Genomic DNA, 22,947 nt, shown 5'->3' on the forward strand with positions numbered 1-22,947 from the left:
AGATGAGCACCACCACAGTCACCGAGCAGCTCTCGTCCACCACCCTGCTGCGGTTCGCCACCGCCGGGTCCGTCGACGACGGCAAGTCGACCCTCGTCGGACGCCTCCTGCACGACTCCAAGTCGGTCCTCACCGACCAGCTGGAGGCCGTCGCGCTGGCCTCCACCAACCGTGGCCAGGAGGCACCCGACCTCGCGCTCCTCACCGACGGGCTGCGGGCCGAGCGTGAGCAGGGCATCACCATCGATGTCGCCTACCGCTACTTCGCCACACCGCGGCGCCGCTTCATCCTCGCGGACACCCCGGGCCATGTGCAGTACACCCGCAACATGGTCACCGGCGCGTCGACGGCCGAGCTGGCCGTGGTCCTCGTCGACGCCCGCAACGGTGTCGTCGAGCAGACCCGCAGGCACGCCGCGGTCGCCGCTCTCCTGCGCGTCCCCCATGTCGTCCTCGCCGTCAACAAGATGGACCTCGTGGACTACGCGGAGCCCGTGTTCGCCGCGATCGCCGAGGAGTTCACCGCGTACGCCGCCTCGCTGGGCGTTCCGGAGATCACCGCGATCCCGATCTCGGCGCTGGCCGGCGACAACGTCGTGGAACCGTCCGCCCACATGGACTGGTACGGCGGCCCGACGGTCCTTGAGCACCTGGAGACGGTGCCGGTCAGCCACGACCTCACCGAGTGCCACGCGCGCTTCCCCGTGCAGTACGTGATCCGCCCGCAGACCACCGAGCACCCCGACTACCGGGGCTACGCCGGTCAGATCGCCGCCGGGGTGTTCCGGGTCGGCGAGAGCGTCGCCGTGCTGCCGTCCGGGCGCACCACGACGATCGAGGGCATCGAAGCACTCGGCGAGAGCGTCGACACCGCCTGGGCACCGCAGTCGGTGACGATCCGGCTCGCCGACGACATCGACGTGTCGCGGGGCGACCTGATAGCCCCCGCCGACGACGCCCCCGCCGTCACGCAGGACGTCGAGGCGACCGTCTGCCATGTGGCCGACCAGCCCCTCACGGTGGGCCAGCGGGTGCTGCTCAAGCACACCACCCGCACGGTCAAGGCGATCGTCAAGGACATCCCGTCGCGGCTCACGCTGGACGACCTCTCCCAGCACCCGGCACCCGGGCAGCTGGTGGCCAACGACATCGGACGGGTCGTCGTGCGTACCGCCGAGCCGCTCGCGCTCGACGCCTACGCGGACTCGCGGCGCACCGGATCGTTCCTGCTGATCGATCCCGCCGACGGCACGACGCTGACGGCCGGTATGGCGGGTGCCTCGTTCGCCGCCGTCCAGGACGGCGCGGAGGCGGACACCTCGGCCGAGGACGCGGAGTGGGACTTCTGATGATGACCGACTTCTTCTCGACCTTCGCGAAGGAGGGCGGCCGGGTCGGCAGCGGCGCCCTCGGCAGCGGCCAGGGCGGGGTCGGGCGATGTGCGTGCTGACGTACGCGCACTGCTCGCGCGCCCGCTCGCACGCCCCGCACCGCCAGCTCAGACGAAGACCTGCCGACCGCCCGGCCGCGCCACCCGACTCACGGGGGACGTGAGCACGGGCCAACGAGAGGAAAGCCTCCCGTGCCTGCCACCCGTACCACTCTCCGCCGCAGCCTCGCCGCCGCCGCGGCTCTGCCGCTGCTCGCCGTGGCGCTCACCGCCTGCGGTTACGGTTCCGAGGCGGACGACGACGACTCCGCGAAGTCGACCGCCTCCACCGACGGGAAGAAGCTCTCGGCGGACACCGTGAAGCTCTGTTACTTCCCGAACCTCACGCACGCCACCGCCCTGGTCGGTATCCAGGAAGGCCTCATCGCCAAGGAGCTGGGCGGCACCACGGTCAAGCCCTCGACCTTCAACGCCGGGCCCTCCGAGATCGAGGCGCTCAACGCGGGTTCCATCGACATCGGCTTCATCGGCCCCTCCCCCTCGATCAACGGCTACACCAAGTCCAAGGGCCAGAGCCTGCGTGTCCTCGGCGGCTCGGCCTCCGGCGGCGTGAAGCTCGTCGTGAACCCGAAGAAGATCAAGACCCTGGACGACCTCAAGGGCAAGAAGATCGCCACCCCTCAGCTCGGCAACACCCAGGACGTGGCCTTCCTCAACTGGATATCCGAGAAGGGCTGGAAGGTCGACGCCCAGAGCGGCAAGGGCGATGTCTCCGTCGTCCGCTCCGACAACAAGGTGACCCCGGACGCCTTCAAGTCGGGTTCCCTGGACGGTGCCTGGGTTCCGGAGCCGACCGCTTCGAAGCTGGTCTCCGAGGGCGGCAAGGTCCTGCTGGACGAGTCGACGCTGTGGCCGGACGACAAGTTCGTCATCACGAACATCATCGTGTCGCAGAAGTTCCTCACCGAGCACCCGGACGTCGTGGACGCGGTGCTCAAGGGCACGGTGAACACCAACAAGTGGATCAACGCCAACCCGGACGAGGCGAAGGCCTCGGCCAACAAGGCGCTGGAGAAGCTGAGCGGCAAGGCACTGCCCGACGAGGTCCTCGACCCGGCGTGGGAGTCCATCGACATCACCGACGACCCGCTGGCCGCCACGCTCGAGGCGCAGGCCGACCACGCGGTCAAGGCCGGTCTGCTGGAGAAGCCCGACCTCAAGGGCATCTACGACCTGAAGCCGCTGAACAAGGTCCTCAAGGCCGAGGGACAGCCCGAGGTCGACGACGCCGGTCTCGGCGTCAAGTAGACCGACCGCACCAGGATCCCCGATGACTCCCAGGAGGTGACGACCATGGCGACCACCACCCTCACCAAGGCCGAGGACCGTGCAGCGGTCGAGCACGCCGCTCGTCTCACGAACGTGTCCAAGTCCTTCGCCGGACCCACGGGGCAGCAGCTCGTCCTGGACGACATCACACTCGATGTCGCTCCGGGCGAGTTCGTCACCCTGCTGGGAGCATCCGGGTGCGGCAAGTCGACCCTGCTCAACCTGGTGGCCGGACTCGACCGCCCGACCGCGGGGTCCATCGAGACCCCCGGCGGGCGGCCGGCCCTGATGTTCCAGGAGCACGCGCTGTTCCCGTGGCTGACCGCGGGCAAGAACATCGAACTGGCCCTGCGGCTGCGCGGGGTGGCCAAGGCGGACCGCCGCCCCGAGGCGGAGAGGCTGCTCGAACTCGTGCGCCTCGGCGGGGCGTACGGCAAGCGGGTGCACGAGCTCTCGGGCGGGATGCGCCAGCGGGTGGCGATGGCCAGGGCGCTCGCCCAGGACAGCCAGCTGCTGCTGATGGACGAGCCGTTCGCCGCGCTCGACGCCATCACCCGCGATGTGCTGCACGACGAACTGACCCGGATCTGGCGCGAGACGAACGCCTCCGTCCTCTTCGTGACCCACAACGTGCGTGAGGCGGTGCGGCTCGCCGAGCGCGTCGTCCTGCTGTCGTCGCGACCCGGCCGGATCGCACGGGAGTGGACGGTCGACATCGAGCAGCCTCGCCGCATCGAGGACACCGCCGTGGCGGAGCTGTCCGTCGAGATCACCGAACAACTGCGTGGGGAGATCCGCCGTCATGGCCAGCACTGAGACGAAGGCCGACGACCTGGCGGGTCTTGAGGCGGGCCTGGACGCCCTCGACGCCGTACAGGTGCGCAGGACGCCGACCCGCGAGGTCCTGCTCAACAAGGTCCTGCCGCCGGTCGTCGCGGTCGTCCTGGTCGTCCTGGTCTGGCAGTTGCTGGTCTGGGCGAAGGTCACCGACGACTACAAGCTGCCGCCGCCGTCCGCGGTCTGGGACAGCCTGACCGACATGTGGGCGAAGGGCACCCTGCTGGAGGTCATCTGGACCAGCGTGTCGCGCGGTCTGCTCGGCTTCGTGATGGCTGTCGTCATCGGTACGCCGCTGGGTCTGCTGGTCGCACGGGTGAAGCTGGTCAGGGCCGCTATCGGCCCGATCCTCTCCGGGCTGCAGTCCCTGCCGTCCGTGGCGTGGGTGGCGCCGGCCATCATCTGGCTGGGCCTGGACGACAAGACGATGTACGCGGTGATCCTGCTCGGCGCGGTGCCCTCCGTCGCCAACGGTCTGGTCTCCGGTGTCGACCAGGTGCCGCCGCTGTTCCTGCGCGCCGGTCGCACGATCGGTGCGACGGGGCTGCGCGGAACGATCCACATCGTCCTGCCGGCCGCGCTGCCCGGCTATCTGGCGGGCCTCAAGCAGGGCTGGGCGTTCTCCTGGCGCTCGCTGATGGCCGCCGAGATCATCGCGTCATCGCCCGACCTGGGCCTGGGACTCGGCCAGCTGCTGGAGAACGGCCGGAACAACTTCGACATGCCGGGGATCTTCCTGGCGATCCTGCTCATCCTGTTCGTCGGCATCGCGATCGACCTGCTGATCTTCAGCCCGCTGGAGCGGCGGGTGCTGCGCAGCCGCGGTCTTCTCGTCAGGAGCTGAGTTCCCATGGCCTCCCCCGTCCTGCTCGTCGTCGCCCACGGCAGCCGCGACCCGCGGCACGCGGCGACCGTGCACGCGCTCACCGCGCGGATACGGTCGCTGCGGCCCGGGCTGCGTGTGGAGACGGGCTTCCTGGAATTCAACGCCCCGTCCGTGCCCCGGGTGCTGGAACGCCTGGCCGCCGACGGCACGGACGAGGTCGTCGCGCTTCCCCTGCTGCTCACCCGGGCCTTCCACGCCAAGTCGGACATCCCATCGGTGCTGCGCGAGGCTCGCGCACGGCTGCCGCGGCTGCGGATCAGCCAGGCAGATGTACTCGGCCCGTCCCCGCTGCTGAACTCGGCACTGGAACAGCGGCTGCACGAGGCCGGAGTACGCCCCGGCGACAAGAGCTCGACCGGTCTTGTCCTCGCGTCGGCGGGCTCCACGGACCCGGAGGCGATCGCAGTGATCGCTGAAATCGCGCGGGAGCTGCGGCACACCGGTTGGTGCGCCGTGCGGCCTGCGTTCGCCTCCGCATCTCTCCCCCGGACCGCCGATGCCGTGCGGTCCCTGCGCGCCGACGGCGTGCGCCGGGTGGCGGTCGCGCCGTACGTCATCGCGCCAGGCCGTCTCCCCGACCGCATCGCGACGGGCGCCGAGGAGGCCGGAGCCGATGTACTGGCCGGTGTACTGGGCCCGTCCCCCGCACTGGCCCGGCTGCTGCTGACCCGGTACGACGAGGCACGTGTGCCGGTGGCCGGGGCGATGAGCGCCTGAGGACCACGGTCCGACTCGAACCGCGTGTCAGGACCGCGTATCAGGACCGCGTATCAGGACCGCCACACGGCTACCACCCACACAGCGAGCAGCGCCGGCGCGGCAACGGGCCGCGCTCGGTGAGCGCGGCCCGTCGGCAGGTGGTGCGTGCGGGTCCCGATGGACCGCGTGCGCCTCCTAGAAGACGCTGACGCCGTAGGCGCTCAGCGCCTCGGTGACGGGCTGGAAGAACGTGGTGCCGCCGGAGGAGCAGTTGCCGCTGCCGCCGGAGGTGAGGCCGAGCGCCGTGGAGCCGGAGAACAGCGAGCCGCCGCTGTCACCGGGCTCGGCGCAGACGTTGGTCTGGATCAGGCCGCTGACGACGTCGCCGCCGCCGTAGTTCACCGTGGCGTTGAGGCCGCTGACGGTGCCGCTGTGGACGCCGGTGGTGGAGCCGCTGCGCTTGACGCTCTGGCCGACGCTGGGGGTCGCGGCGGAGGTGATGTCCTGGTAGCTGCCGTTGTAGAGGTAGACCGAGCCGTTCGCCGCGGCGGAGCTGCTGTGCTTGATCAGCCCGTAGTCGTTGCCCGGGAAGCTGGAGCCGGCGCGGGTGCCGAGCGTCGTGCTCTGTCCGGAGTTGGTGTACCAGGTGCTGCCTATCTCGGTGCAGTGCCCGGCGGTCAGCGCGTAGTAGGTGCTGCCGCTGCGGACGTTGAAGCCGAGGGAGCATCGGCCGCCGCCGGCGTAGATGGCCTCTCCGCCCGCGATGAGCTTGTTGAACGTACCGCCGGTGTGCTTGATGTCGGCCTTCGCGCCCGAGTCCGTGACCGACTTCTCGATCGTGGCGATCTCGGCGGAGCTGACCGTGCTGTCGACGGTCACGACGACCTTGCCGGTGCTCGCATCGGTGTACCAGGCGGTGCCCGCGATGTCGGCACCGCGCACGGCGGAACTGGCGTCGGCCAGGGCGGCCTTGGACACGGTGGCGTCCGGGGCCGCCTGGGCGACCGCGGTGGGGGCCGCCAGCGCCACGGCGGTGACCAGGCCCGAGGTCGCCGCGATGAGGCGGGCACGTCTGGAGAGCGAGGTGAGAGGAGCGAAGCGCTTGAAGGTCACAGGATCCTCCGTCATCGGGGGTGTCCGGTCCACTGGGTGGGCGGGCCGGGGAGTACGGCTGTCCTCGATCAGTGGGTTCTGGTCGTGGACCTGCCAACCGCACGCCTCGAATCCTTGACTCCGCTTGAGCCGGTGGCAAGGTCGCCTTCCGGACCTCGACGGAGAACGGACCCTGAACTCCGATATGCGTGCGAGTGACTTCCGAACAGCGGCGTCCGCCCACCGAACGGAGGAAGGCAGCGAATTGCAGCAAACCCCGGAATACCGAGGGGACTTCGGCCGCTTTCTACGCGCATCGCGTTCACACACACCGACCCTGCCCGACAGGGGCGCGCCGGCCGGCCTCCGCGGCCCGGAACGGGCGCGCCGCCACATGGCCCGTTCGGGCGGCTTACCGGCGTTTTGCCCGGGCGCCACGGATGGCCGGAACCGGCCCTTCCAGCGAGAACCGGACGCGCTTCGGGCAGGGTTCAGGTGCACTTCAGTCCGGTACTGCCCTCTTGCGGAGCAGCGCCCGCGTATGCCGCGGGGGCGCGGGGTGCCGGGGAACCCGGAACCGCCGGCTCAGACCTCGGCGAACGGATCGTCGATGAAGGGCGTCGCCTGGTGGAAGTAGAGAAGCCAGCCGGATCCGGTCAGCCGCCACAGTGAACTGCGGTGGGAGCGCAGGCCCCTGGACTCCGTGTCGAAGGTGAGGTGCACCAGGTCGGGCGCGAGCTGCTCGCCCCGCATCCGGGACGCGGTGAGCGGTCCTGGGCGCGGGGCCCCCGGGGCTCCCGGGGCCGTGAGCATGGCGATGATCGTGTCCCGCTCCCAGAGCCTGCCGCTGGTGCCGATCTCCCGGAAGTCGGGGTGCAGCAGCGTCGCCAGGACATCCGCGGAGGCACGCACGACGGGGTCGAGGAGACGGAGCTCGCCCTCGATGGCTGCGGCCACGGCGGGCGAGGGCTCAGTCACGCGTCATCTCCACAAGCTTGACCACCGTGTTCCAGTTACGGCTGGTGGCGACGAGACCACGGTTGAGCGCGGGCCGCCCGAGTGCCGCGGCGAGCTTGGAACGGCCGAGCCCGTCGGGCGCGTACAGATACAGGGCGCGGTCCCCCAGCCGGAATTCCTCCGGGCGGAAGGCCTCGGCGTCGAGCGGTGCGAACCGTGCCGTGTCGACCGGCTTGTCGAAGTACGTGACGTGCAGCTGCTTCGCCTCGAGCTCGGCGGCCGGGAACGGACAGGCCGCGACCACGTCCGCGAGATAGCCACCCGGGCGGACGACGCAGTCGACCGGAAATCCGAACCGCCCCTCGATGGCCCGCTCCAGCTCGGCACGCAGGGCGTCCTCGTCCCCCGACGCGCTGCGGAACGCGGCGTTGCCGCTCTGCAGATGGGTGGCGACGTCCTCGTGCCCCAGCTCCCCGAGCAGCGCCCGGAATTCCGCCATCGGCACCCGCCGGTGGCCGCCGACGTTGATCCCCCGCAGCAGCGCCGCGTACATCGTGCTCATGGTCCATACCTTAGACCGCCTCGGGGCTTTACATCCGAACAGGCCGCCGCGCCCCGTGGGGGAGGGCGCGGCGGCCGTCCGTCTGTTCTGTTCGGCCTGCCCGGCCTACTACTCCACGACCTTCAGGAGCTTGTTGGGCGTGCCCTCGGTCGCGTTGGAGATCGCGTCCGGGGTGGCCCCTCCGGTGAGCGCGTCGGAGACGTCCTCAGGGGTGGCGTCCGTGTGCCCGCCGAGGTAGAGCGCCGCGGCACCCACGACGTGCGGAGTCGCCATCGACGTACCGGAGATGGTGTCCGAGCCGGTGTCGCTGTCGTTCCACGCCGAGGTGATGTCCGAACCCGGGGCGTAGACGTCCACGAGCGAGCCGTAGTTGGAGAACGACGACTGCTCGTCGTCCACCGTGGACGAGGCGACCGTGATGGCCTCGGGGACGCGCGCCGGGGAGCTCTCGCTCGCGTCGCTCGACTCGTTGCCCGCGGCCACCCCGTAGGTGACTCCGGAGGCGATGGACTTCTGGACCGCCGCGTCGAGCGCCTCGTCCACGCCGCCGCCGAGGCTCATGTTGGCGACGGACGGGCCGTCGTGGTTCTCGGTGACCCAGTCGATGCCGGCCACGACCTGCTCGGTGGTGCCCGAGCCCTGGTCGTCGAGGACCCGGACGGCCACGATGTCTGCCTTCTTGGCGACGCCGTACGTCGCGCCGGCGATGGTGCCGGCCACGTGCGTTCCGTGGCCGTAGCCGTCGTCGGCGTCGTCATCGTCGTCCACGGCGTCGTAGCCGTAGCTGGCCCGGCCCTCGAACTCCTCGTGCGTGATGCGGACACCGGTGTCGATGACGTACGCGGTCACGCCCTCGCCCGCACCGTCCGGGTAGTTGTACGCGTCGTCACCGGCGGTCTCGGTCTGGTCGATACGGTCCAGGCCCCAGGACGGCGGGTTGTCCTGGGTGGCGTCGACGTGGAACTTCTTGTTCTGGACGACCTTGGAGACGGCCGGGTCGGCGGCGAGCCGCTTGGCCTCGGTCTCCGAGAGCCCGCTGGCGGAGAAGCCGTTGATGGCCGACTTGTAGTTCCGCTGAAGCTTGCCGCCGTACTCCTTGGCCAGGTCGGCCTTGTCGGCCTTCTGGTCCAGCATCACGATGTAGCTGCCGGAGACGGCTGTCGCCGCGTCCGCGCCGTAGACGGTGCCCATCGCGGGCGCCGGGGTGGCTCCGGCCATGGGGCTGGTGAGCAGGGTGACGCCGGCGGCCGCTGCCACAGCGGTGATCGCGGCAGTGAGCTTGACCGAGCGTATGCGCTTGTGAATTGCCATGAAGAGGGGGTCTCCTCGTCATTCTTTGTGGGGGGATTGACCCTCGGCCGGAAAATCTCCGGGGGTTGCCTCGAAACACTGCTCGATTGACGCGCCCAGATCAAGAACTTCATGCATCCGTCACGCACTCGGCAAGTTTTGGTCACACAAAACCTGGGCACTTCCCGCCAAGTCGGGCGTACTGCTGAGTAGTTCATGAACACCGGGCCGCACCTCCGACTCCCGAAGGGATGAACCTGGACCGATCGACAGACGGTGGCGAGATGCAGCCGGTATGAGCCGCGGGGCGTGACCCGATCAGTCCTGCCGGTCGGGCAGTTCGGCCTCGATGAGATCGGCGGCCCGCGGCACCCCGCCCTCGGCCGCCATCCGCTCCTGGATCCGCGCCAGCCTCGCCGCCACCTCCGGGTCGTCCACCAGGGCGAGCACCGCGGCACGCAGGGACGCGGCGTCGGCCTCCTCCTTGTCCAGCCGCCGGGCGACGCCGAGCGCCTGGAGCATGTCGGCGTTGCCGAACTGGTCGACGGCCTGCGGGACCGCGACCATCGGGGTGCCGGTGGCGAGCCCCTCCTGGCTGCCGCCCGCGCCCGCGTGGGTGATGAAGGCGTCCGCCTGCTTCAGCACGGACAACTGCGGGACCCAGGAGTGAAGCTCGACGCTGTCGGGTACGTCACCGAGTGCGGCGGGGTCGACATGGACCCCGATCTGCAGCACCACATGCCAGCCGGGAAGGTCACCGAACGCATCGACGCACGCCCGGTAGAACCCGGGCTCGTCGGTGAACGACGAACCGAGGGAGACCAGCAGGACCTTTTCGGCGCCGGCGGGACGCTTCCACTCGCCCTGGTCGGCGCGGTCGCCCTGGCAGGCGCCGACGAAGGTGAACCTGGTGTGGTCCACCCTCCCGGCGTTCGGCTGGAGCGCCTCGGGGATCAGCGCCAGACCGCGGCGCGGCCGGGCGACGAAGTCGTCCGACGAGAGGTCGCCCAGGCCGTTCTCCGCGAGCCAGGCCGCGAAGCGCGCGTAGTAGGCCTGACCCCGCTCGGTCTGCTTCAGCCCGGCGGTCGCCGGCTCCCCCGCCTCCTGCTCGTATCCCTCCCAGGGGACCAGGTTGGGCCAGAGCTGGACGGCGGGCACGCCCCAGCGGTGGGCGAGCACACGGGCCGGGTAGGAAGTGATGTCGTGCAGGACGAGGTCCGGCTCGTCCCCGTCGAAGGCGTCGGCGAGCTGCGGGAGCGCCTGGACGGCGTCGTCGAGGAACGGCTCGATGTTGTCGATGAGTTCGGTCCCCCAGTCCTCCGGATTGTCCGCGGTGGGCAGCACGGAGGTGTAGATCACCGGCTCGGCCCCCGTGGCGGCGACCGTCCCGGCGAAGGAGGCGGGGATGGCGTAACTGACGCGGTGCCCACGGGCGACGAGCTCCCGGATCACTTCGAGGCTCGGGTTCACGTGCCCGTGGGCGGCGATGGAGAACATGGCGACATGGGCACGCGGGGTCGTATGCATGCCATGACATTAGACGAGACGGTTCGTCTCGCCCAGCGATTTACGGGTCGGCGCCCGGATGACTCCCGGGTCGCCGCCGCGTCGCGCTCAGCGCTGGTAGCGGGCCAGTACCCGGTTCCCGTCGTCGACCAGGCGTCTCTCCAGCTCATCGGTGCCGATGGCCCCGCTGTAGTACTCCTGGAGTGCGGGCGTGGCGACCTTGTCCTTCCACTCGGGGTAGCCGCGCACCGACTGTGCGGGGGCGGGCCGCAGCGTCCCGGCGAGAGCGGTGCCCGTCGCCCAGCCGTTCTCCTCGGTGTGCAGCGAGGGATCCGCCAGCGCCTCGGTGCCGGTCGGCAGCATCCAGTCACCCCTGGCGAGGCGGACCATGTTGGCGGGGCGCAGCAGGAAGTCGATGAACCGCGCGGCCTCCTTCTTGTGCGGGCTGTCCTCGGCGACCGAGAGGGTCTGCGGACTGACCCCCTGGGCGAGCCCCCCGCTGCCGGCCGGCATGGGCAGCACCGTCCAGTCGAAGCCCTCCGGGGCCTGCTCGACGACCTGCTGGCGGTAGGAGAAGCCCAGCGGGACCATGGCGTACTTGCCGCCGAAGAATCCCGGGAGGGTGTCCGAGCCTCCCATCCCGAGGGCTCCACGCGCCGCGCTCCGGTCGGAGTTGACCTGGTCCCTGACCGTGTCGGGCATGACCTGGTCGCCCTCGCCCGACCGGATGGTCACCTTGCCGTCCGCGCCGCGGTGGAAGAGCCGGCCGCCCGCGGAGAGGCCTAGATTGAGGGTGACGGAGACCGGCTCCTTGAGCGGCCAGGCGACCCCGTACGTCCCCTTCTTCGTCAGCTCGGCGGTGACCTGCCGGAATTCCGGCCAGCTCCATGGCTTCCCGGGGGTCGGGATCCTGACACCCGATGACCTGAGGATCTCCGTGTTCGCGATCAGGACCCTGGGCTCCTGGAGGAAGGGGACTCCGTGGACACCGCCGTCGAAGGTGGTGGCCTCCCAGGACCGCTGCGGGATGTCCCGGGTCAGCCGGTCCGGCAGCAGGCTCCGCAGATCGGCGAGGTATCCGCCGTACGCGAAGTCCGCGAGGTCGTCGGACGCGTCGTGGATGATGTCGGGCGCCTCACCGCCCTCGAAGGAGGTGAGCAGCTGGTCGTGGACGTTGTCCCAGCTGCCCTGGACGTAGTCCACCTGAATGTCCGGATGGGCGGCGTTCCACTCGCGTACGAGCTGTTTGTTGGCGTCGACGGACTCCTTCTGCCAGGCCAGCGACTGGAAGCTGAGCCGGATCGTGCCGTCCGCGTCCGCGCCCCGGCCGCCCTGGTCCGAGCAGCCGGCCAGCACGAGGGCGAGCGCGGTGGCCGCCGCGGCGAGCGCGGGCAGGCGGCGGCGCATCAGTGCTTCACCGCCCCGGCCGTCAGACCGCCGGTGATGCGCTTCTGGATGACGGCGAAGAGCACGAGCGAGGGAAGGGTGGCGAGGAACGCGGCGGCGGCGAGCGGGCCCAGGTCGGCTACACCCTCCGCGCCGAGGAAGTGGGTGAGTACGACCGGCAAGGTCTGCTTCTCCGGTGTCTTGAGCAGGACGAGTGCGAAGAAGAACTCGTTCCATGCGGTGATGAAGGCGAAGAGGGCGGTGGCGACGATCCCCGGGGCCAGCAGCGGCGCGGTGACCGACACGAGGATCCGTACCTTCCCGGCCCCGTCGACGGCGGCGGCCTCCTCCAGCTCGGCCGGCACCGCTCGCACGTATCCGGCCAGCATCCAGAGTGCGAAGGGGAGCGACCAGACGACGTACACCAGGGTCAGCCCCCACAACGAGTTGATCAGGTGCAGGTACTTCAGGACCAGGAACAGCGGAATGATCACCAGGACGAAGGGGAACGCCTGGCTGACCACGACCCATCCGGTGGCGGCCGTGGCCAGCCGTCCCCGGTGGCGGGCCATCACATAGGCCATGGGTGTGGCGATGACGACGGCGATCAGGGCGGCGCAGAGCGCCGCGGTGAGCGAATTGGCCGCGGCCCGCAGCAGCGGCTGCTCGTCGAAGGCCTGCCGGAAGTTGTCCAGCGTCGGATTCTCGGGAATCCAGGTGGGGTGCAGCGAGCCGAGCTCACGGGCCGGCTTGAAGGCCGTGGAGATCAGCCAGAGGAAGGGGAACGCCAGGAAGACGAGGTAGCACAGGAGCGCGGCGTACTGTCCGCCGCGCGCGGTTCTGCCCGTTCGAAGGCTCATGCCTCCTCGCCTCCCCTGAGACGACCGACGAGATAGAGGGCGAGGAGCACCGAGATGACGGCGACCATCACACATCCCATCGCGGCGGCGTAGCCGAACTGTCCGTAGCGGAAGGCCTCTTCGTAGGCGAAGAGCATGGGCAGCCTGGTGCGGCCGCCGGGTCCGCCGTTGGTCAGGACGTAGACCAGGGCGAAGGAGTTGAAGTTCCAGATGAAGTTGAGGGCGCTGATCGCCAGGGCCACCGGCCGGATGGCCGGCCAGGTGACCGTACGGAAGCGGCGCCAGGCCCCGGCTCCGTCGAGGGCGGCCGCCTCGTGGAGTTCGTGCGGGGTGTTCTGGAGGCCGGCCAGCAGCGCCACGGTGGTCTGCGGCATCCCCGCCCAGACGCCCACGATGATCACGGCGGGCAGCGCGGTGGCGAGTCCGGTCAGCCAGTCCCTGCCGTCGCCGAGGCCGAGATCGCGGATGGTCTCGTTGAGGATGCCGGCGTCCGGGTTGTAGACCAGGCGCCACATGATGCCGACGACGACCTCGGGCATGGCCCAGGGAATGATCGCCAGCGCCCTGGCGAGCCAGCGCATCCGCAGGTTCGCGTTGAGCAGCAGGGCGAGGCCGAGGGCGAGCAGGAACTGCGGGACCGTGACCCCGACCGCCCACAGCAGGCCGATCCGGAAGGACTCCCAGAACAGGGAGTCGTGCAGCAGGTCCTGGAAGTTGAGGACACCGACCCACTGGGTGGAACGGGTGCGGCCCGACTGCGCGTCGGTGAAGGCCAGCAGGATGCCGTACAGCAGAGGGCCCACGCTGAGGATCAGGATCGGGATCAGCGCGGGCAGCACCAGGAACCAGGTGGTGCCGTCCCGCCGGCGGGCTTCACCCCGTCCACCTCGCCCGCCCCGCGGGCCCTGTGCGTCTGGGCCCTTACGCCCGGACCGCGTCATCGCGGTCACCAGTGTCATGAATTCGACCCCTTTACCCCTTGGATCGGTTTCATCCCCGTATGGCCGCCAGGGCGGCCCCCGTCATCGTGCTGACGGGCCGCCCGTCCGTCAAGGTGGCCTGCGAGGATGAGAAAATCGAGCCATGGACGAGATGCGTGCGCGCGAGGTACTGACTGCCGCCGGACTGCCCGCCGACGCGAAGCTCCTCGCGCTGGGCGAGAACGCGGTGTTCGGCTTCGGCGACCTGGTGGCCAAGGTCGGCCGGGACTCCGCGCACCACCCGGAGCTGCGGGAGCGGGCCGAGCGCGAGGTGGCCGTCGCCCGGTGGCTGGCCGAATCGGGTGTACCCGCCGTGCGCGCCGCCGAACCCCGGGCCCGCCTGGTGGAGGGGCATCCCGTGACCCTGTGGCACCGGCTGCCCGAGGCCGTGCGCCCGTCCGAACCGCGCGATCTGGCCCCACTGCTCACCCAGGTGCACGCGCTGCCCGCCCCGGAGGACTTCACGCTGCCGCGCCGTGAGCTGCTCGGCGGGGTCGAGCGCTGGCTGCGGCTCGCGGGCGACGCCATCGACCCCGCCGACGCCGACTATCTGCGCGGCCGGCGCGACGGCTTCGCGAAGGCCGCGGCGGCCCTCGCCCCGCATCTGCCGCCCGGCCCCGTCCACGGCGACGCGCTCCCCCGCAATGTTCATGTCGGCCCGGACGGACCGGTGCTGGTCGACCTGGAGACCTTCTCCGCCGACCTGCGCGAGCACGACCTGGTGGTCCTCGCGCTCTCCCGCGACCGCTACGGGCTGCCCGCCGAGGCCTACGACGCGTTCACCGAGGCGTACGGCTGGGACGTACGCACCTGGGACGGGTGCGCGGTGCTGCGCGGCGCCCGCGAGACCGCGAGCTGCGCCTGGGTCTCCCAGCACGCCCCGGCGAATCCCGGGGCACTGGCGGAATTCCGGCGCCGGGTGGCATCACTGCGCGAGGACGACCCCGAGGTGCGCTGGTATCCGTTCTGAACGGCTGCACCGCTGTTACGTAGTTGGAGCAGGGAGTCACCGTTTCGCCGCTACGATCCTGAGCTGAGCACGGCGGCGCACCTGCCTCCGGCCCACCGCCCCCGTTGATCGTTCAAAATTGGAGTACCCCATGCCCATAGCCCACGTGAACGCGGCGAAGTGGAGCCTTTCGGCCCTCGCCGCCGGTGTGCTGCTCGCAGGCTGCTCGGGCTCGGTCAGCATCGGGAACTCGGATCCGAAGATGGCTTCGGACAAGCTGGCCGACACGGTCGCCGAGAAGCTCGCCAGCACCATGAACCAGCCGAAGCCCGACATCACCTGCCCCGATGATCTCGTCGGGAAGGTGGACACCACCACGCGTTGCACACTGAACGCGAAGGACGGCAGCACCCTGGGCATCACGGTCACCGTCACCGGGGTCGACGGCAAGCAGATCAACTTCGACATCAAGGCCGACGACACCCCCACCCCGGCCCCGAACTGACACCGGGCGTCCGGACCCGCTCCCGGTCGCGCCGACCGGCGGCCCGGTCAGCGCATCCGGGGGATGAGCGGCCAGGCCGCTTCGACCACGGCCGCCGGATCCGCGGTGCGCCGCAGATAGGCCTGCAGGGAGAGCGACTGCTCGGCCGCCGCGCGCACCTGGAGACCGTGCAGGTCGGCCAGCGGCATCACCCCGACGGGCTGATGCGCCTCCCCCATACGCCGCACCACACGGGCGGCGGCCACGGCGTCCGCCCGCGCGTCGTGCGCGTCCTCCAGCGGCACCCCGTAGTGGGCGCACAGTGCGTGGAGGGCCCGCTTGCCCTTCCGGTACTTGTCGACGTGCTTGTCGATCACCAGCGGGTCGATGACGGGCGAAGGCGCGTCACCCAGACGCTCGCTGACCGACGCGACCGCGTACCGCCTGCACTCGCGGTCGAGCAGCGACAGGTCGTAGCGCGCGTTCATCACGACCAGCGGTGTCCCCGAGCGCAGCCCCTCGGCGACCGCGTCCGCGATCTCCTCGATCGCGGACGCGGCGGGCGCCCCCTGCTCACGGGCGCGTTCCGTCGAGATGCCGTGGATCGCGGAGGCCTGCTCGGGTATGGCCACACCGGGATTCAGCAGCCAGGTCCGCTCATGGGACACGGATCCGTCGGCCTCGAGCCGGACGACCGCCGCCGTCACGACACGGTCGGTCTCGACGTCCGTCCCCGTGGTCTCCAGGTCGAACGCCAGCAGCGGTCCGCTGATCCAGCTCATCCCGTACCTCCTTCTGTGGTGCGTTCCCCCAAGTGAAGACCACCTTCGCACGCCCCACTGACAACGCCGGAAGAGGCGTCAGGAAACCGGCCTCGAGTCCGTCCAGACCGACTCGAACTCCTCGCGGTACGTCTCGAAGAGTCCGTGCTCGCTGTCCTGCCCCGCCCTGACCACCGCACGCCCGCCGCCCCGCAGCACCAGCACGGGCGCCTCCATGCCGCGTGCGCGCCGCAGATACGGCTGGACGACCCCGACCGCGTCGGGCCCGTCGCCGTCCACCAGATAGGCCGTGAAGCGCGGCGTCTCGTCGAAGACATGGATCTGGAAGGCGCCCGGGTCGCGGAGCTTGGAGCGGACCCGGCGCATATGGAGGATGTTCATCTCCACGGAGCGGCTGAGCTCGCCCTTCTTGAGCCCCAGTTCACGCTCCCGGCGCTTGACCGCGCTGCTGGCCGGATTGAGGAACAGCAGCCTGACCCGGCAGCCCGACTCGGCGAGGCGGACCAGCCGGCGTCCCGAGAAGTTCTGTGTGAGCAGATTGAGCCCGATGCCGATGGCGTCCAGCCGGCGCGCTCCGCCGAACAGGTCCTCGGCGGGCAGCTGACGCTGCAGCCGCACCCGGTCCGGGTGGACGGAGACCACATCGGCGTAGCGGTCGCCGACCAGCTCCTCCACGGCGTCCACCGGCAGCCGGTCGGCTGACGGGACCGCGGCGCCACTGCCGAGGATCTCCAGCAGCCGCCCCGAGGCCCGCTCGGCCTGGGCGAGGACCGCCTCGTTGAGCGCGCGGTTGCGGGAGACGACGTTGCGCGCCACCTCCAGCTCGTCCAGCGCGAGCTCCACCTCGCGGCGGTCGTCGAAGTACGGCTCGAAGCAGGGCCAGTGCTGGACCATCAGCTCCCGCAGCTGCGGGAGCGTGAGGAAGCTGAGGACGTTGTCGTCGGCCGGGTCGAGCAGATAGCCCTTACGGCGCGAGACCTCCCGGACCGCGACGGCACGCTGCACCCACTCCTGCCCGGCGGGTCCCGCCGCGGCCACCACCCAGTCCTCGCCGTGCACGGGCTCGTAGATCGGCCGGATCACGGCGGAGACCACGGCGCGCAGCCGCTGTTCCACCAGATTCAGCCAGATGTACGCCCGCCCGGCGCGCTGGGCCCGGGTGCGCACCTCGTTCCAGGCGTCCGCTCCCCAGTCCAGCTCGGCACCGATCTCCATGGGCTGTGCGAGGGAGACAGCCCCCGGCGGGGCATCGGTCGATTCCCCCTCGTGACCCGCGTCACCTGGGGGCAGCTCGAACCCTCCCGAGCTCACCCGCGCACCGCCTTCCGCTCCCCCATCAACGATCAAGGAAGGGTACTCCGGGAGCGGGAGCCGGTGCAGCCGGATGCACAGGCTCCTCACTCAACTCCCGTGATCCACAGGCTTGTTCCATGCGGCGAGATCGGGTGGAGTGAGATGGTTCATAGTGATTGTGCACCCCTTCGCACGCCGTACGCAGGGCCGAGGGGCCGCCGGGCGACCCGGACCCCCTGTCCGGGCGACACGGAGGTGCACCGGGTTGACCGGCCCGGCGCGATCATGCGACGGGACCCGGCCGCACCGGTCGACGTACTAGGTACAGGACCGTCTTTCGGGGAGTATCGGGGCGAAACCCCCCAGCACCCGGATCAGAAGTGGAAGAGTCCTATCTATGCAGGTCTGGCCGGGACACGCGTATCCTCTCGGCGCCACGTACGACGGCGCCGGAACCAACTTCGCGGTCTTCTCGGAGGCCGCCGACCGGATCGAGTTGTGCCTTCTGCACGACGACGGTTCAGAAACGGCGGTGGAGCTCCGCGAGACCGACGCCTTCGTCCGTCACGCCTATCTGCCCGGAGTGATGCCGGGCCAGCGCTACGGCTTCCGGGTGCACGGACCGTACGAACCGCAGCACGGGCAGCGCTGCAATTCGGCGAAGCTGCTCCTCGATCCGTACGCACGTGCGATCTCGGGGAAGATCCAGTGGGGCGAGGCGGTGTACGGCTACCCGTTCGGCAAGCCGGACGAGCGCAACGACCTCGACTCGGCGCCGCACACGATGAGCTCGGTGGTGGTCAATCCGTACTTCGACTGGGGTGACGACCGCCGCCCGCGCACCGACTACCACCGCACGGTGATCTACGAGGCCCATGTGAAGGGCCTGACGATGCTTCACCCGGGCCTGCCCGAGGAGCTGCGCGGCACCTACGCGGGCCTCGCGCACCCCGAGATCATCGCGCATCTGACAGAGCTGGGCGTCACCGCGATCGAGCTGATGCCGGTGCACCAGTTCGTCCAGGACCACCGGCTCGCCGACGCGGGCCTGGCCAACTACTGGGGCTACAACACCATCGGTTTCTTCGCCCCGCACAACGCCTACGCCTCCTGGGGCGACCGCGGTGAGCAGGTGCTGGAGTTCAAGCAGGCGGTGAAGGCGCTGCACCAGGCGGGCATCGAGGTGATCCTCGACGTGGTCTACAACCACACCGCCGAGGGCAACCACCTCGGTCCGACGCTCTCCTTCCGGGGCCTCGACAACGCCTCGTACTACCGGCTGGCCGACGACCAGAAGTACTACATGGACACCACCGGCACGGGGAACTCCCTGCTGATGCGGTCCCCGCACGTCCTCCAGCTGATCATGGACTCCCTGCGGTACTGGGTGACCGAGATGCATGTGGACGGTTTCCGTTTCGATCTGGCCGCGACACTCGCGCGCCAGTTCCACGAGGTGGACCGGCTGTCCTCCTTCTTCGACCTGGTGCAGCAGGACCCCGTGGTCAGCCAGGTGAAGCTGATCGCCGAGCCGTGGGACGTGGGCGAGGGCGGCTATCAGGTGGGGAACTTCCCGCCGCTGTGGACCGAGTGGAACGGCAAGTACCGGGACACCGTGCGGGATCTGTGGCGGGGCGAGCCCCGGACGCTCGCGGAGTTCGCCGGGCGCCTCACGGGCTCGTCCGACCTCTACCAGGACGACGGCAGACGCCCGCTGGCCTCCATCAACTTCACCACCTGCCACGACGGTTTCACGCTGCACGACCTGGTCTCGTACAACGACAAGCGCAACGACGCCAACGGCGAGGGAAACCGGGACGGCGAGAGCCACAACCGCTCGTGGAACTGCGGGGCGGAGGGCGAGACCGAGGACAAGGAGGTCCTGGAGCTGCGCAGCCGGCAGATGCGCAACTTCATCGCCACGCTGATGCTCTCCCAGGGCGTGCCCATGCTGAGCCACGGCGACGAGTTCGCCCGGACGCAGCGGGGCAACAACAACGGCTACTGCCAGGACAACGAGCTCTCCTGGGTCCACTGGCCCGACCCGGCCGCCGCCTCGCGCGCCGAGGACGGCGAGGAGGACGGCGGCTCCACGGACACCAGCCTGCTGGAGTTCACCCGGTCCATGGTCTGGCTGCGCCGCGACCACCCGGTGTTCCGCCGCCGACGCTTCTTCCACGGCCGTCCGGTGGAGGGCACGCACGACGAGCTGTCCGACATCGCCTGGTTCACCCCCAGGGGCGACGAGATGACCCAGCGGGACTGGCAGGCCGCACACGCCAAGGCCATGACGGTCTTCCTCAACGGCCACGCGATCTCCGAGCCGGGGCCGCGCGGTGAGCGGATCTCCGACGACTCCTTCCTCCTCATGTTCAACGCGAGCGCCGAGACACTGGACTTCGCCGTCCCCATGAACCACGGCAAGCAGTGGCAGGTGGTCGTGGACACGGCCATCCCGGACGGGGTGCCGCCGGGGGCAGGACCCAAGGTGTCGGCGGGCGAGCGGGTGACGCTCGTCGGGCGGAGCCTGACGGTCCTCAAGCGTCCGGCGTAGGCCCCCCGTGCGGGCCCTGGTGTAGGCCGATGGGGTGACCGGCGCCGGGCGGGCGCCGCCAGGCCGGTGCCCGGTGACGCGGAAGATGGGAGAGAGGCGGCCGGCTGGGTACGTACGAATCCATGACGCCCACCGCCACGTACCGGCTGCAGCTCCAACCGGACTTCCCGTTCGCCGCCGCCGCGGACGCCGTGCCGTACCTCGCCGAGCTCGGCGTCTCCCATCTGCATCTGTCTCCCGTCCTGGAGGCCGTGCCCGGCTCGGGGCACGGCTACGACGTCGTCGACCACAGCACGGTGCGGGCCGAGTTCGGCGGTGAGCAGGGGCTGCGGGCGCTGGCCGGCACGGCACGCGCCCATGGCCTCGGGCTGATCCTGGACATCGTGCCGAACCACATGGCCGCGGCGCCCCGGTACAACCTGCCGCTGTGGGAGGTGCTGCGCGAGGGCCCGGACTCCCCGTACGCCCGCTGGTTCGACATCGACTGGGCGGCGGGCGGCGGGAAGGTGCTGCTGCCCGTGCTGGCCGGGCGCTTCGGCCAGGAGATCGCCGGCATCGAGCCGGGCACGCGGGACGACGGCACGCCCGTGCTCCGCTACGGCGACCTGGAGTTCCCCCTGCGCGATGGCACGGCCGGCCTCCCGCTGCCTGAGCTGCTGGCCGCCCAGCACTACCGGCTCGCCTGGTGGCGGCTGGCCAGGACGGAGCTGAACTACCGGCGGTTCTTCACGATCTCCGAGCTGATCGGTGTCCGGGTGGAGCACCCCGAGGTCTTCGCCGCCACCCACGGCAAGATTCTCGAACTGGTCAGCGACGGGGTCGTCGACGGGCTGCGCATCGACCACCCGGACGGGCTGGCCGACCCCGCCGCGTATCTCGGGCGGCTCGGCGACGCCTCCGGCGGGCGGTGGACAGTGGTGGAGAAGATCCTCACCGGGTCCGAGGCCCTGCCGGCCGGCTGGGCGGTCGCGGGGACGACCGGGTACGACGCCCTGCACCGGATCGACGGGCTGTTCACCGACCCGATGGGCGCGGCCGACCTGCTCGGCCGCTACCGGGACTTCGCGGGGCCCCCGGGTGACCGCGGCGGCTACTGGACCGCGACCGTGCGCCGTGCGGCGTACCGGGTGGTCACCCATGAGCTGGCCGCCGAGACGGAGTGGCTGACCCGTCTCGCCGTCGAGGCGTGCGCGGGCGATCCCGCACTGCGCGACCACGCGCCGTGGGCGCTGCACACGGCGGTGCGCGAACTGCTGGTGCGGGTGCCGGTCTACCGGCCGTACGTGACCGCGGGCGGCCCGCTCACGGAGATCGCCGAGTCGACGCTGCCGGCCGAGGCGGTGCGGGACGCCAGGGCGGTGTTCGCGGTCTCCCAGGAGGCGGACGCCGTCGATGTGGTGCGGGATCTGGCACTGGGCAGGCTCGGCGACGGGCCTGAGCACACGGCGTTCTGCGCCAGGTTCGCGCAGACCGCGTCGGCGCTGCACGCCAAGTCGGTGGAGGACACGGCGTTCTACCGTTACGTCCCGCTGATCTCGGCGACCGAGGTGGGCGGCGACCCGGGCCGTCCCGCGGTGAGCCCGGAGGAGTTCCACGCCTTCTGCGCCCGGATCGCGCGGGACTGGCCGGCGACCGGCACGGTGCTGACCACGCACGACACCAAGCGCAGCGGGGACGTACGCGCCCGGATCGCGGTCCTCTCCGAGTGCCCCGAGCAGTGGTCAGCGCTGGTGGCGCGGCTGTCCAGGGCCGTGTCGGTGCCGGCCCCCGACCCCCAGCTGGCCTGGGGCGCCTGGCAGTCGGCGTACGGCTGCGCGGGCCTCGGCGCCGGTGAGATGGCGGGCCGGCTGGAGCCCGCCCTGCTGAAGTCGGTGCGCGAGGCGGGCCTGTTCACCAGCTGGACCGAGCCTGATCCCGCGTACGAGCGGGCGGTGACCGACTTCGTGGCGGCGGGCCCCGGCAGCGACGCGGGCGAGGCCAGGTCGATGATGACCAGGTTCGCTGACACGCTCGCCCCCTTCGCGCGGGCCAATGTGCTCGGTGCGGCGCTGGTGCATCTGACGATGCCCGGTGTACCCGATCTGTACCAGGGCACGGAGCGGGAGTACATCGCCCTGGTCGACCCGGACAACCGGCGGCCGTTCGACGTGCCCTCGGGAGACCGCGACGAGAAGGCCGCGCTGACCACGGCCGCGCTGCGCCTGCGCCGGGAGCGCCCGGAGGTCTTCGGCGAGTCGGGCACCTACGCCCCGCTGCCTGCACGGGGCCCCGGGGCCGCGCACTGTCTGGCGTTCTGCCGGTCAGGCGATGTGGTCACGGCGGTGACCCGGCTGTCGCTCCGGCTCGACGAGGAGGGCGGCTGGCGCGACACGGAGCTGACGCTGCCCGACGAGGGCCCGTGGAGCGATCTGCTGTCGGGGGGCCGGGAGTTCACAGGGCCCGCGGTCCCCGTGGCCCGGCTCTTCGCGGACCGGCCGGTGGCGCTGCTGGCGAGGGCCCCAGGACGCTGAGCTCAGGCCGGGGGCACGGGCAGGGACGCGGTGAGCCGGAAGGCCACCCGCCCGAAGCTCACCTGGTCGCCGTCGCTCACCGCGACCGCGCCGACGACCCGCTGGCCGTTGACGCACGTGCCGTTCGTCGAGCCCAGGTCACGCAGGATCCACCGGCTGCCGTGCGCGGTCAGTTCGGCGTGCAGCCGCGACACCGTCTCGTGGCTGAGCCGGAGTCCGTTGCCCGGGTCGCGGCCGATGCGCAGCGGGTGCGGTCCCGGCATCGGCAGCAGGAGCTTGGGCAGCCGCTCGGACTGCCACGCCCTGCGCAGCCTGGCCGGAAAGGCCGAGACCTCGCCCACCGCGCGGAACAGGCCGCGGGACCAGCGCCCGCCGCCCGGCTCCAGGTCCGAGGTGAGTGCCTTGAGGTCATCGGAGCGCCGGGCGGTGAGGGCCAGTTCCATGCGCCGGAGGAAGGTGTCGTGGGAGAGCTTTCCCTGTGCGGCGCCGTCTCTGAGCACACCGAGTACACGGTCGCGCTCGGCGTCCGAGAGCCGCGCGGGATGCGTGTAGGACTCGAAGGAGGACGTCACAGCACCGATTGTCGGGCCGAGAGGCCCGG

General features: G+C 70.7%; 20 protein-coding genes. 9 read left to right on the forward strand and 11 right to left on the reverse strand.

From position 1 onward, the window contains the following. Positions 1-2: 2 nt before the first annotated feature. The 5 genes from AB0C75_RS27065 to AB0C75_RS27085 all read left to right on the forward strand — a co-directional run bounded on the left by AB0C75_RS27065 (position 3) and on the right by AB0C75_RS27085 (position 5,159). A complete protein-coding gene (locus AB0C75_RS27065; protein ID WP_362894318.1) occupies positions 3-1,349 on the forward strand; it encodes a GTP-binding protein in 1,347 nt (448 codons plus the stop codon). Between the two features lie 233 nt (positions 1,350-1,582). Further along, a complete protein-coding gene (locus tag AB0C75_RS27070; RefSeq protein ID WP_362894319.1) occupies positions 1,583-2,698 on the forward strand; it encodes an aliphatic sulfonate ABC transporter substrate-binding protein in 1,116 nt (371 codons plus the stop codon). Positions 2,699-2,743: 45 nt separating this feature from the next. Continuing rightward, positions 2,744-3,535 carry an ABC transporter ATP-binding protein gene (locus AB0C75_RS27075; protein WP_362894320.1) on the forward strand — a complete coding sequence of 264 codons (792 nt, stop codon included), beginning with the start codon at positions 2,744-2,746 and terminating at the stop codon, positions 3,533-3,535. Next, a complete protein-coding gene (locus tag AB0C75_RS27080; RefSeq protein ID WP_362894321.1) occupies positions 3,522-4,400 on the forward strand; it encodes an ABC transporter permease in 879 nt (292 codons plus the stop codon). The genes AB0C75_RS27075 and AB0C75_RS27080 overlap by 14 nt, the downstream gene beginning before the upstream one ends. A gap of 6 nt (positions 4,401-4,406) precedes the next feature. Next, positions 4,407-5,159, forward strand: a complete 753-nt coding sequence (locus AB0C75_RS27085) for a sirohydrochlorin chelatase (protein ID WP_362894322.1) — start codon at positions 4,407-4,409, stop codon at positions 5,157-5,159. A gap of 177 nt (positions 5,160-5,336) precedes the next feature. Here the strand turns inward: AB0C75_RS27085 and AB0C75_RS27090 are convergent, their stop codons facing one another. From AB0C75_RS27090 to AB0C75_RS27125, 8 genes are all read right to left on the reverse strand, one after another. After that, entirely contained in the window at positions 5,337-6,254 is a 918-nt protein-coding gene (locus AB0C75_RS27090) for a S1 family peptidase (RefSeq protein WP_362894323.1), read from the reverse strand. 564 nt (positions 6,255-6,818) lie between these two features. Then, positions 6,819-7,211, reverse strand: coding sequence for a nuclear transport factor 2 family protein (locus tag AB0C75_RS27095; RefSeq protein WP_362894324.1), 393 nt, complete (start codon positions 7,209-7,211; stop codon positions 6,819-6,821). Next, positions 7,204-7,752, reverse strand: coding sequence for a DUF1697 domain-containing protein (locus tag AB0C75_RS27100; RefSeq protein WP_362894325.1), 549 nt, complete (start codon positions 7,750-7,752; stop codon positions 7,204-7,206). The genes AB0C75_RS27095 and AB0C75_RS27100 overlap by 8 nt, the downstream gene beginning before the upstream one ends. Before the next feature lie 108 nt (positions 7,753-7,860). Further along, a complete protein-coding gene (locus tag AB0C75_RS27105; RefSeq protein WP_362894326.1) occupies positions 7,861-9,063 on the reverse strand; it encodes a S8 family peptidase in 1,203 nt (400 codons plus the stop codon). A 297-nt stretch (positions 9,064-9,360) separates the two neighbouring features. After that, entirely contained in the window at positions 9,361-10,569 is a 1,209-nt protein-coding gene (gene mgt / locus AB0C75_RS27110) for a macrolide-inactivating glycosyltransferase (RefSeq protein WP_362894327.1), read from the reverse strand. A gap of 87 nt (positions 10,570-10,656) precedes the next feature. After that, a complete protein-coding gene (locus AB0C75_RS27115) occupies positions 10,657-11,955 on the reverse strand; it encodes a sugar ABC transporter substrate-binding protein (protein ID WP_362894328.1) in 1,299 nt (432 codons plus the stop codon). Next, on the reverse strand, positions 11,955-12,794 hold the full coding sequence (locus tag AB0C75_RS27120) for a carbohydrate ABC transporter permease (protein WP_362894329.1): 840 nt from the start codon (positions 12,792-12,794) through the stop codon (positions 11,955-11,957). The genes AB0C75_RS27115 and AB0C75_RS27120 overlap by 1 nt, the downstream gene beginning before the upstream one ends. Continuing rightward, complete coding sequence (locus AB0C75_RS27125; protein WP_362894330.1) at positions 12,791-13,753, reverse strand: sugar ABC transporter permease; 963 nt, start codon at positions 13,751-13,753, stop codon at positions 12,791-12,793. Before AB0C75_RS27125 ends, AB0C75_RS27120 begins: the two co-directional genes overlap by 4 nt. A 124-nt stretch (positions 13,754-13,877) precedes the next feature. On the opposite strand from AB0C75_RS27125, the gene AB0C75_RS27130 reads away from it, so the two are divergent. Beyond that, complete coding sequence (locus AB0C75_RS27130; protein WP_362894331.1) at positions 13,878-14,744, forward strand: aminoglycoside phosphotransferase family protein; 867 nt, start codon at positions 13,878-13,880, stop codon at positions 14,742-14,744. A gap of 130 nt (positions 14,745-14,874) precedes the next feature. Beyond that, positions 14,875-15,228, forward strand: a complete 354-nt coding sequence (locus AB0C75_RS27135) for a DUF4333 domain-containing protein (RefSeq protein ID WP_362894332.1) — start codon at positions 14,875-14,877, stop codon at positions 15,226-15,228. A 47-nt stretch (positions 15,229-15,275) separates the two neighbouring features. On the opposite strand, the gene AB0C75_RS27140 is transcribed toward AB0C75_RS27135, so the two are convergent. Continuing rightward, complete coding sequence (locus AB0C75_RS27140) at positions 15,276-15,989, reverse strand: 3'-5' exonuclease (protein ID WP_362894333.1); 714 nt, start codon at positions 15,987-15,989, stop codon at positions 15,276-15,278. A gap of 78 nt (positions 15,990-16,067) precedes the next feature. Next, the gene (locus tag AB0C75_RS27145; RefSeq protein WP_362894334.1) at positions 16,068-17,300 is read right to left on the reverse strand and encodes an SAV2148 family HEPN domain-containing protein; all 1,233 of its coding nucleotides are present in this window, start codon (positions 17,298-17,300) and stop codon (positions 16,068-16,070) included. 379 nt (positions 17,301-17,679) lie between these two features. On the opposite strand from AB0C75_RS27145, the gene glgX reads away from it, so the two are divergent. Then, positions 17,680-19,836, forward strand: coding sequence for a glycogen debranching protein GlgX (gene glgX, locus AB0C75_RS27150; RefSeq protein ID WP_362894335.1), 2,157 nt, complete (start codon positions 17,680-17,682; stop codon positions 19,834-19,836). Between the two features lie 122 nt (positions 19,837-19,958). Further along, positions 19,959-22,346, forward strand: a complete 2,388-nt coding sequence (treY, locus tag AB0C75_RS27155; RefSeq protein WP_362894336.1) for a malto-oligosyltrehalose synthase — start codon at positions 19,959-19,961, stop codon at positions 22,344-22,346. A 2-nt stretch (positions 22,347-22,348) separates the two neighbouring features. On the opposite strand, the gene AB0C75_RS27160 is transcribed toward treY, so the two are convergent. Continuing rightward, the gene (locus AB0C75_RS27160; RefSeq protein ID WP_362894337.1) at positions 22,349-22,918 is read right to left on the reverse strand and encodes a DUF1707 and FHA domain-containing protein; all 570 of its coding nucleotides are present in this window, start codon (positions 22,916-22,918) and stop codon (positions 22,349-22,351) included. Positions 22,919-22,947: the final 29 nt, after the last annotated feature.

The organism is Streptomyces sp. NPDC048565, from assembly GCF_040650935.1.
Classification (GTDB): domain Bacteria; phylum Actinomycetota; class Actinomycetes; order Streptomycetales; family Streptomycetaceae; genus Streptomyces.

Coding starts and splice junctions, on each gene's coding strand:
- AB0C75_RS27065 (WP_362894318.1), top strand. CDS start 3: ATGAGCACCACCACAGTCACCGAGCAGCTCTCGTCCACCACCCTGCTG.
- AB0C75_RS27075 (WP_362894320.1), top strand. CDS start 2,744: ATGGCGACCACCACCCTCACCAAGGCCGAGGACCGTGCAGCGGTCGAG.
- AB0C75_RS27080 (WP_362894321.1), top strand. CDS start 3,522: ATGGCCAGCACTGAGACGAAGGCCGACGACCTGGCGGGTCTTGAGGCG.
- AB0C75_RS27085 (WP_362894322.1), top strand. CDS start 4,407: ATGGCCTCCCCCGTCCTGCTCGTCGTCGCCCACGGCAGCCGCGACCCG.
- AB0C75_RS27100 (WP_362894325.1), bottom strand. CDS start 7,752: ATGAGCACGATGTACGCGGCGCTGCTGCGGGGGATCAACGTCGGCGGC.
- AB0C75_RS27105 (WP_362894326.1), bottom strand. CDS start 9,063: ATGGCAATTCACAAGCGCATACGCTCGGTCAAGCTCACTGCCGCGATC.
- mgt (WP_362894327.1), bottom strand. CDS start 10,569: ATGCATACGACCCCGCGTGCCCATGTCGCCATGTTCTCCATCGCCGCC.
- AB0C75_RS27115 (WP_362894328.1), bottom strand. CDS start 11,955: ATGCGCCGCCGCCTGCCCGCGCTCGCCGCGGCGGCCACCGCGCTCGCC.
- AB0C75_RS27120 (WP_362894329.1), bottom strand. CDS start 12,794: ATGAGCCTTCGAACGGGCAGAACCGCGCGCGGCGGACAGTACGCCGCG.
- AB0C75_RS27125 (WP_362894330.1), bottom strand. CDS start 13,753: ATGACACTGGTGACCGCGATGACGCGGTCCGGGCGTAAGGGCCCAGAC.
- AB0C75_RS27130 (WP_362894331.1), top strand. CDS start 13,878: ATGGACGAGATGCGTGCGCGCGAGGTACTGACTGCCGCCGGACTGCCC.
- AB0C75_RS27135 (WP_362894332.1), top strand. CDS start 14,875: ATGCCCATAGCCCACGTGAACGCGGCGAAGTGGAGCCTTTCGGCCCTC.
- AB0C75_RS27140 (WP_362894333.1), bottom strand. CDS start 15,989: ATGAGCTGGATCAGCGGACCGCTGCTGGCGTTCGACCTGGAGACCACG.
- glgX (WP_362894335.1), top strand. CDS start 17,680: ATGCAGGTCTGGCCGGGACACGCGTATCCTCTCGGCGCCACGTACGAC.
- treY (WP_362894336.1), top strand. CDS start 19,959: ATGACGCCCACCGCCACGTACCGGCTGCAGCTCCAACCGGACTTCCCG.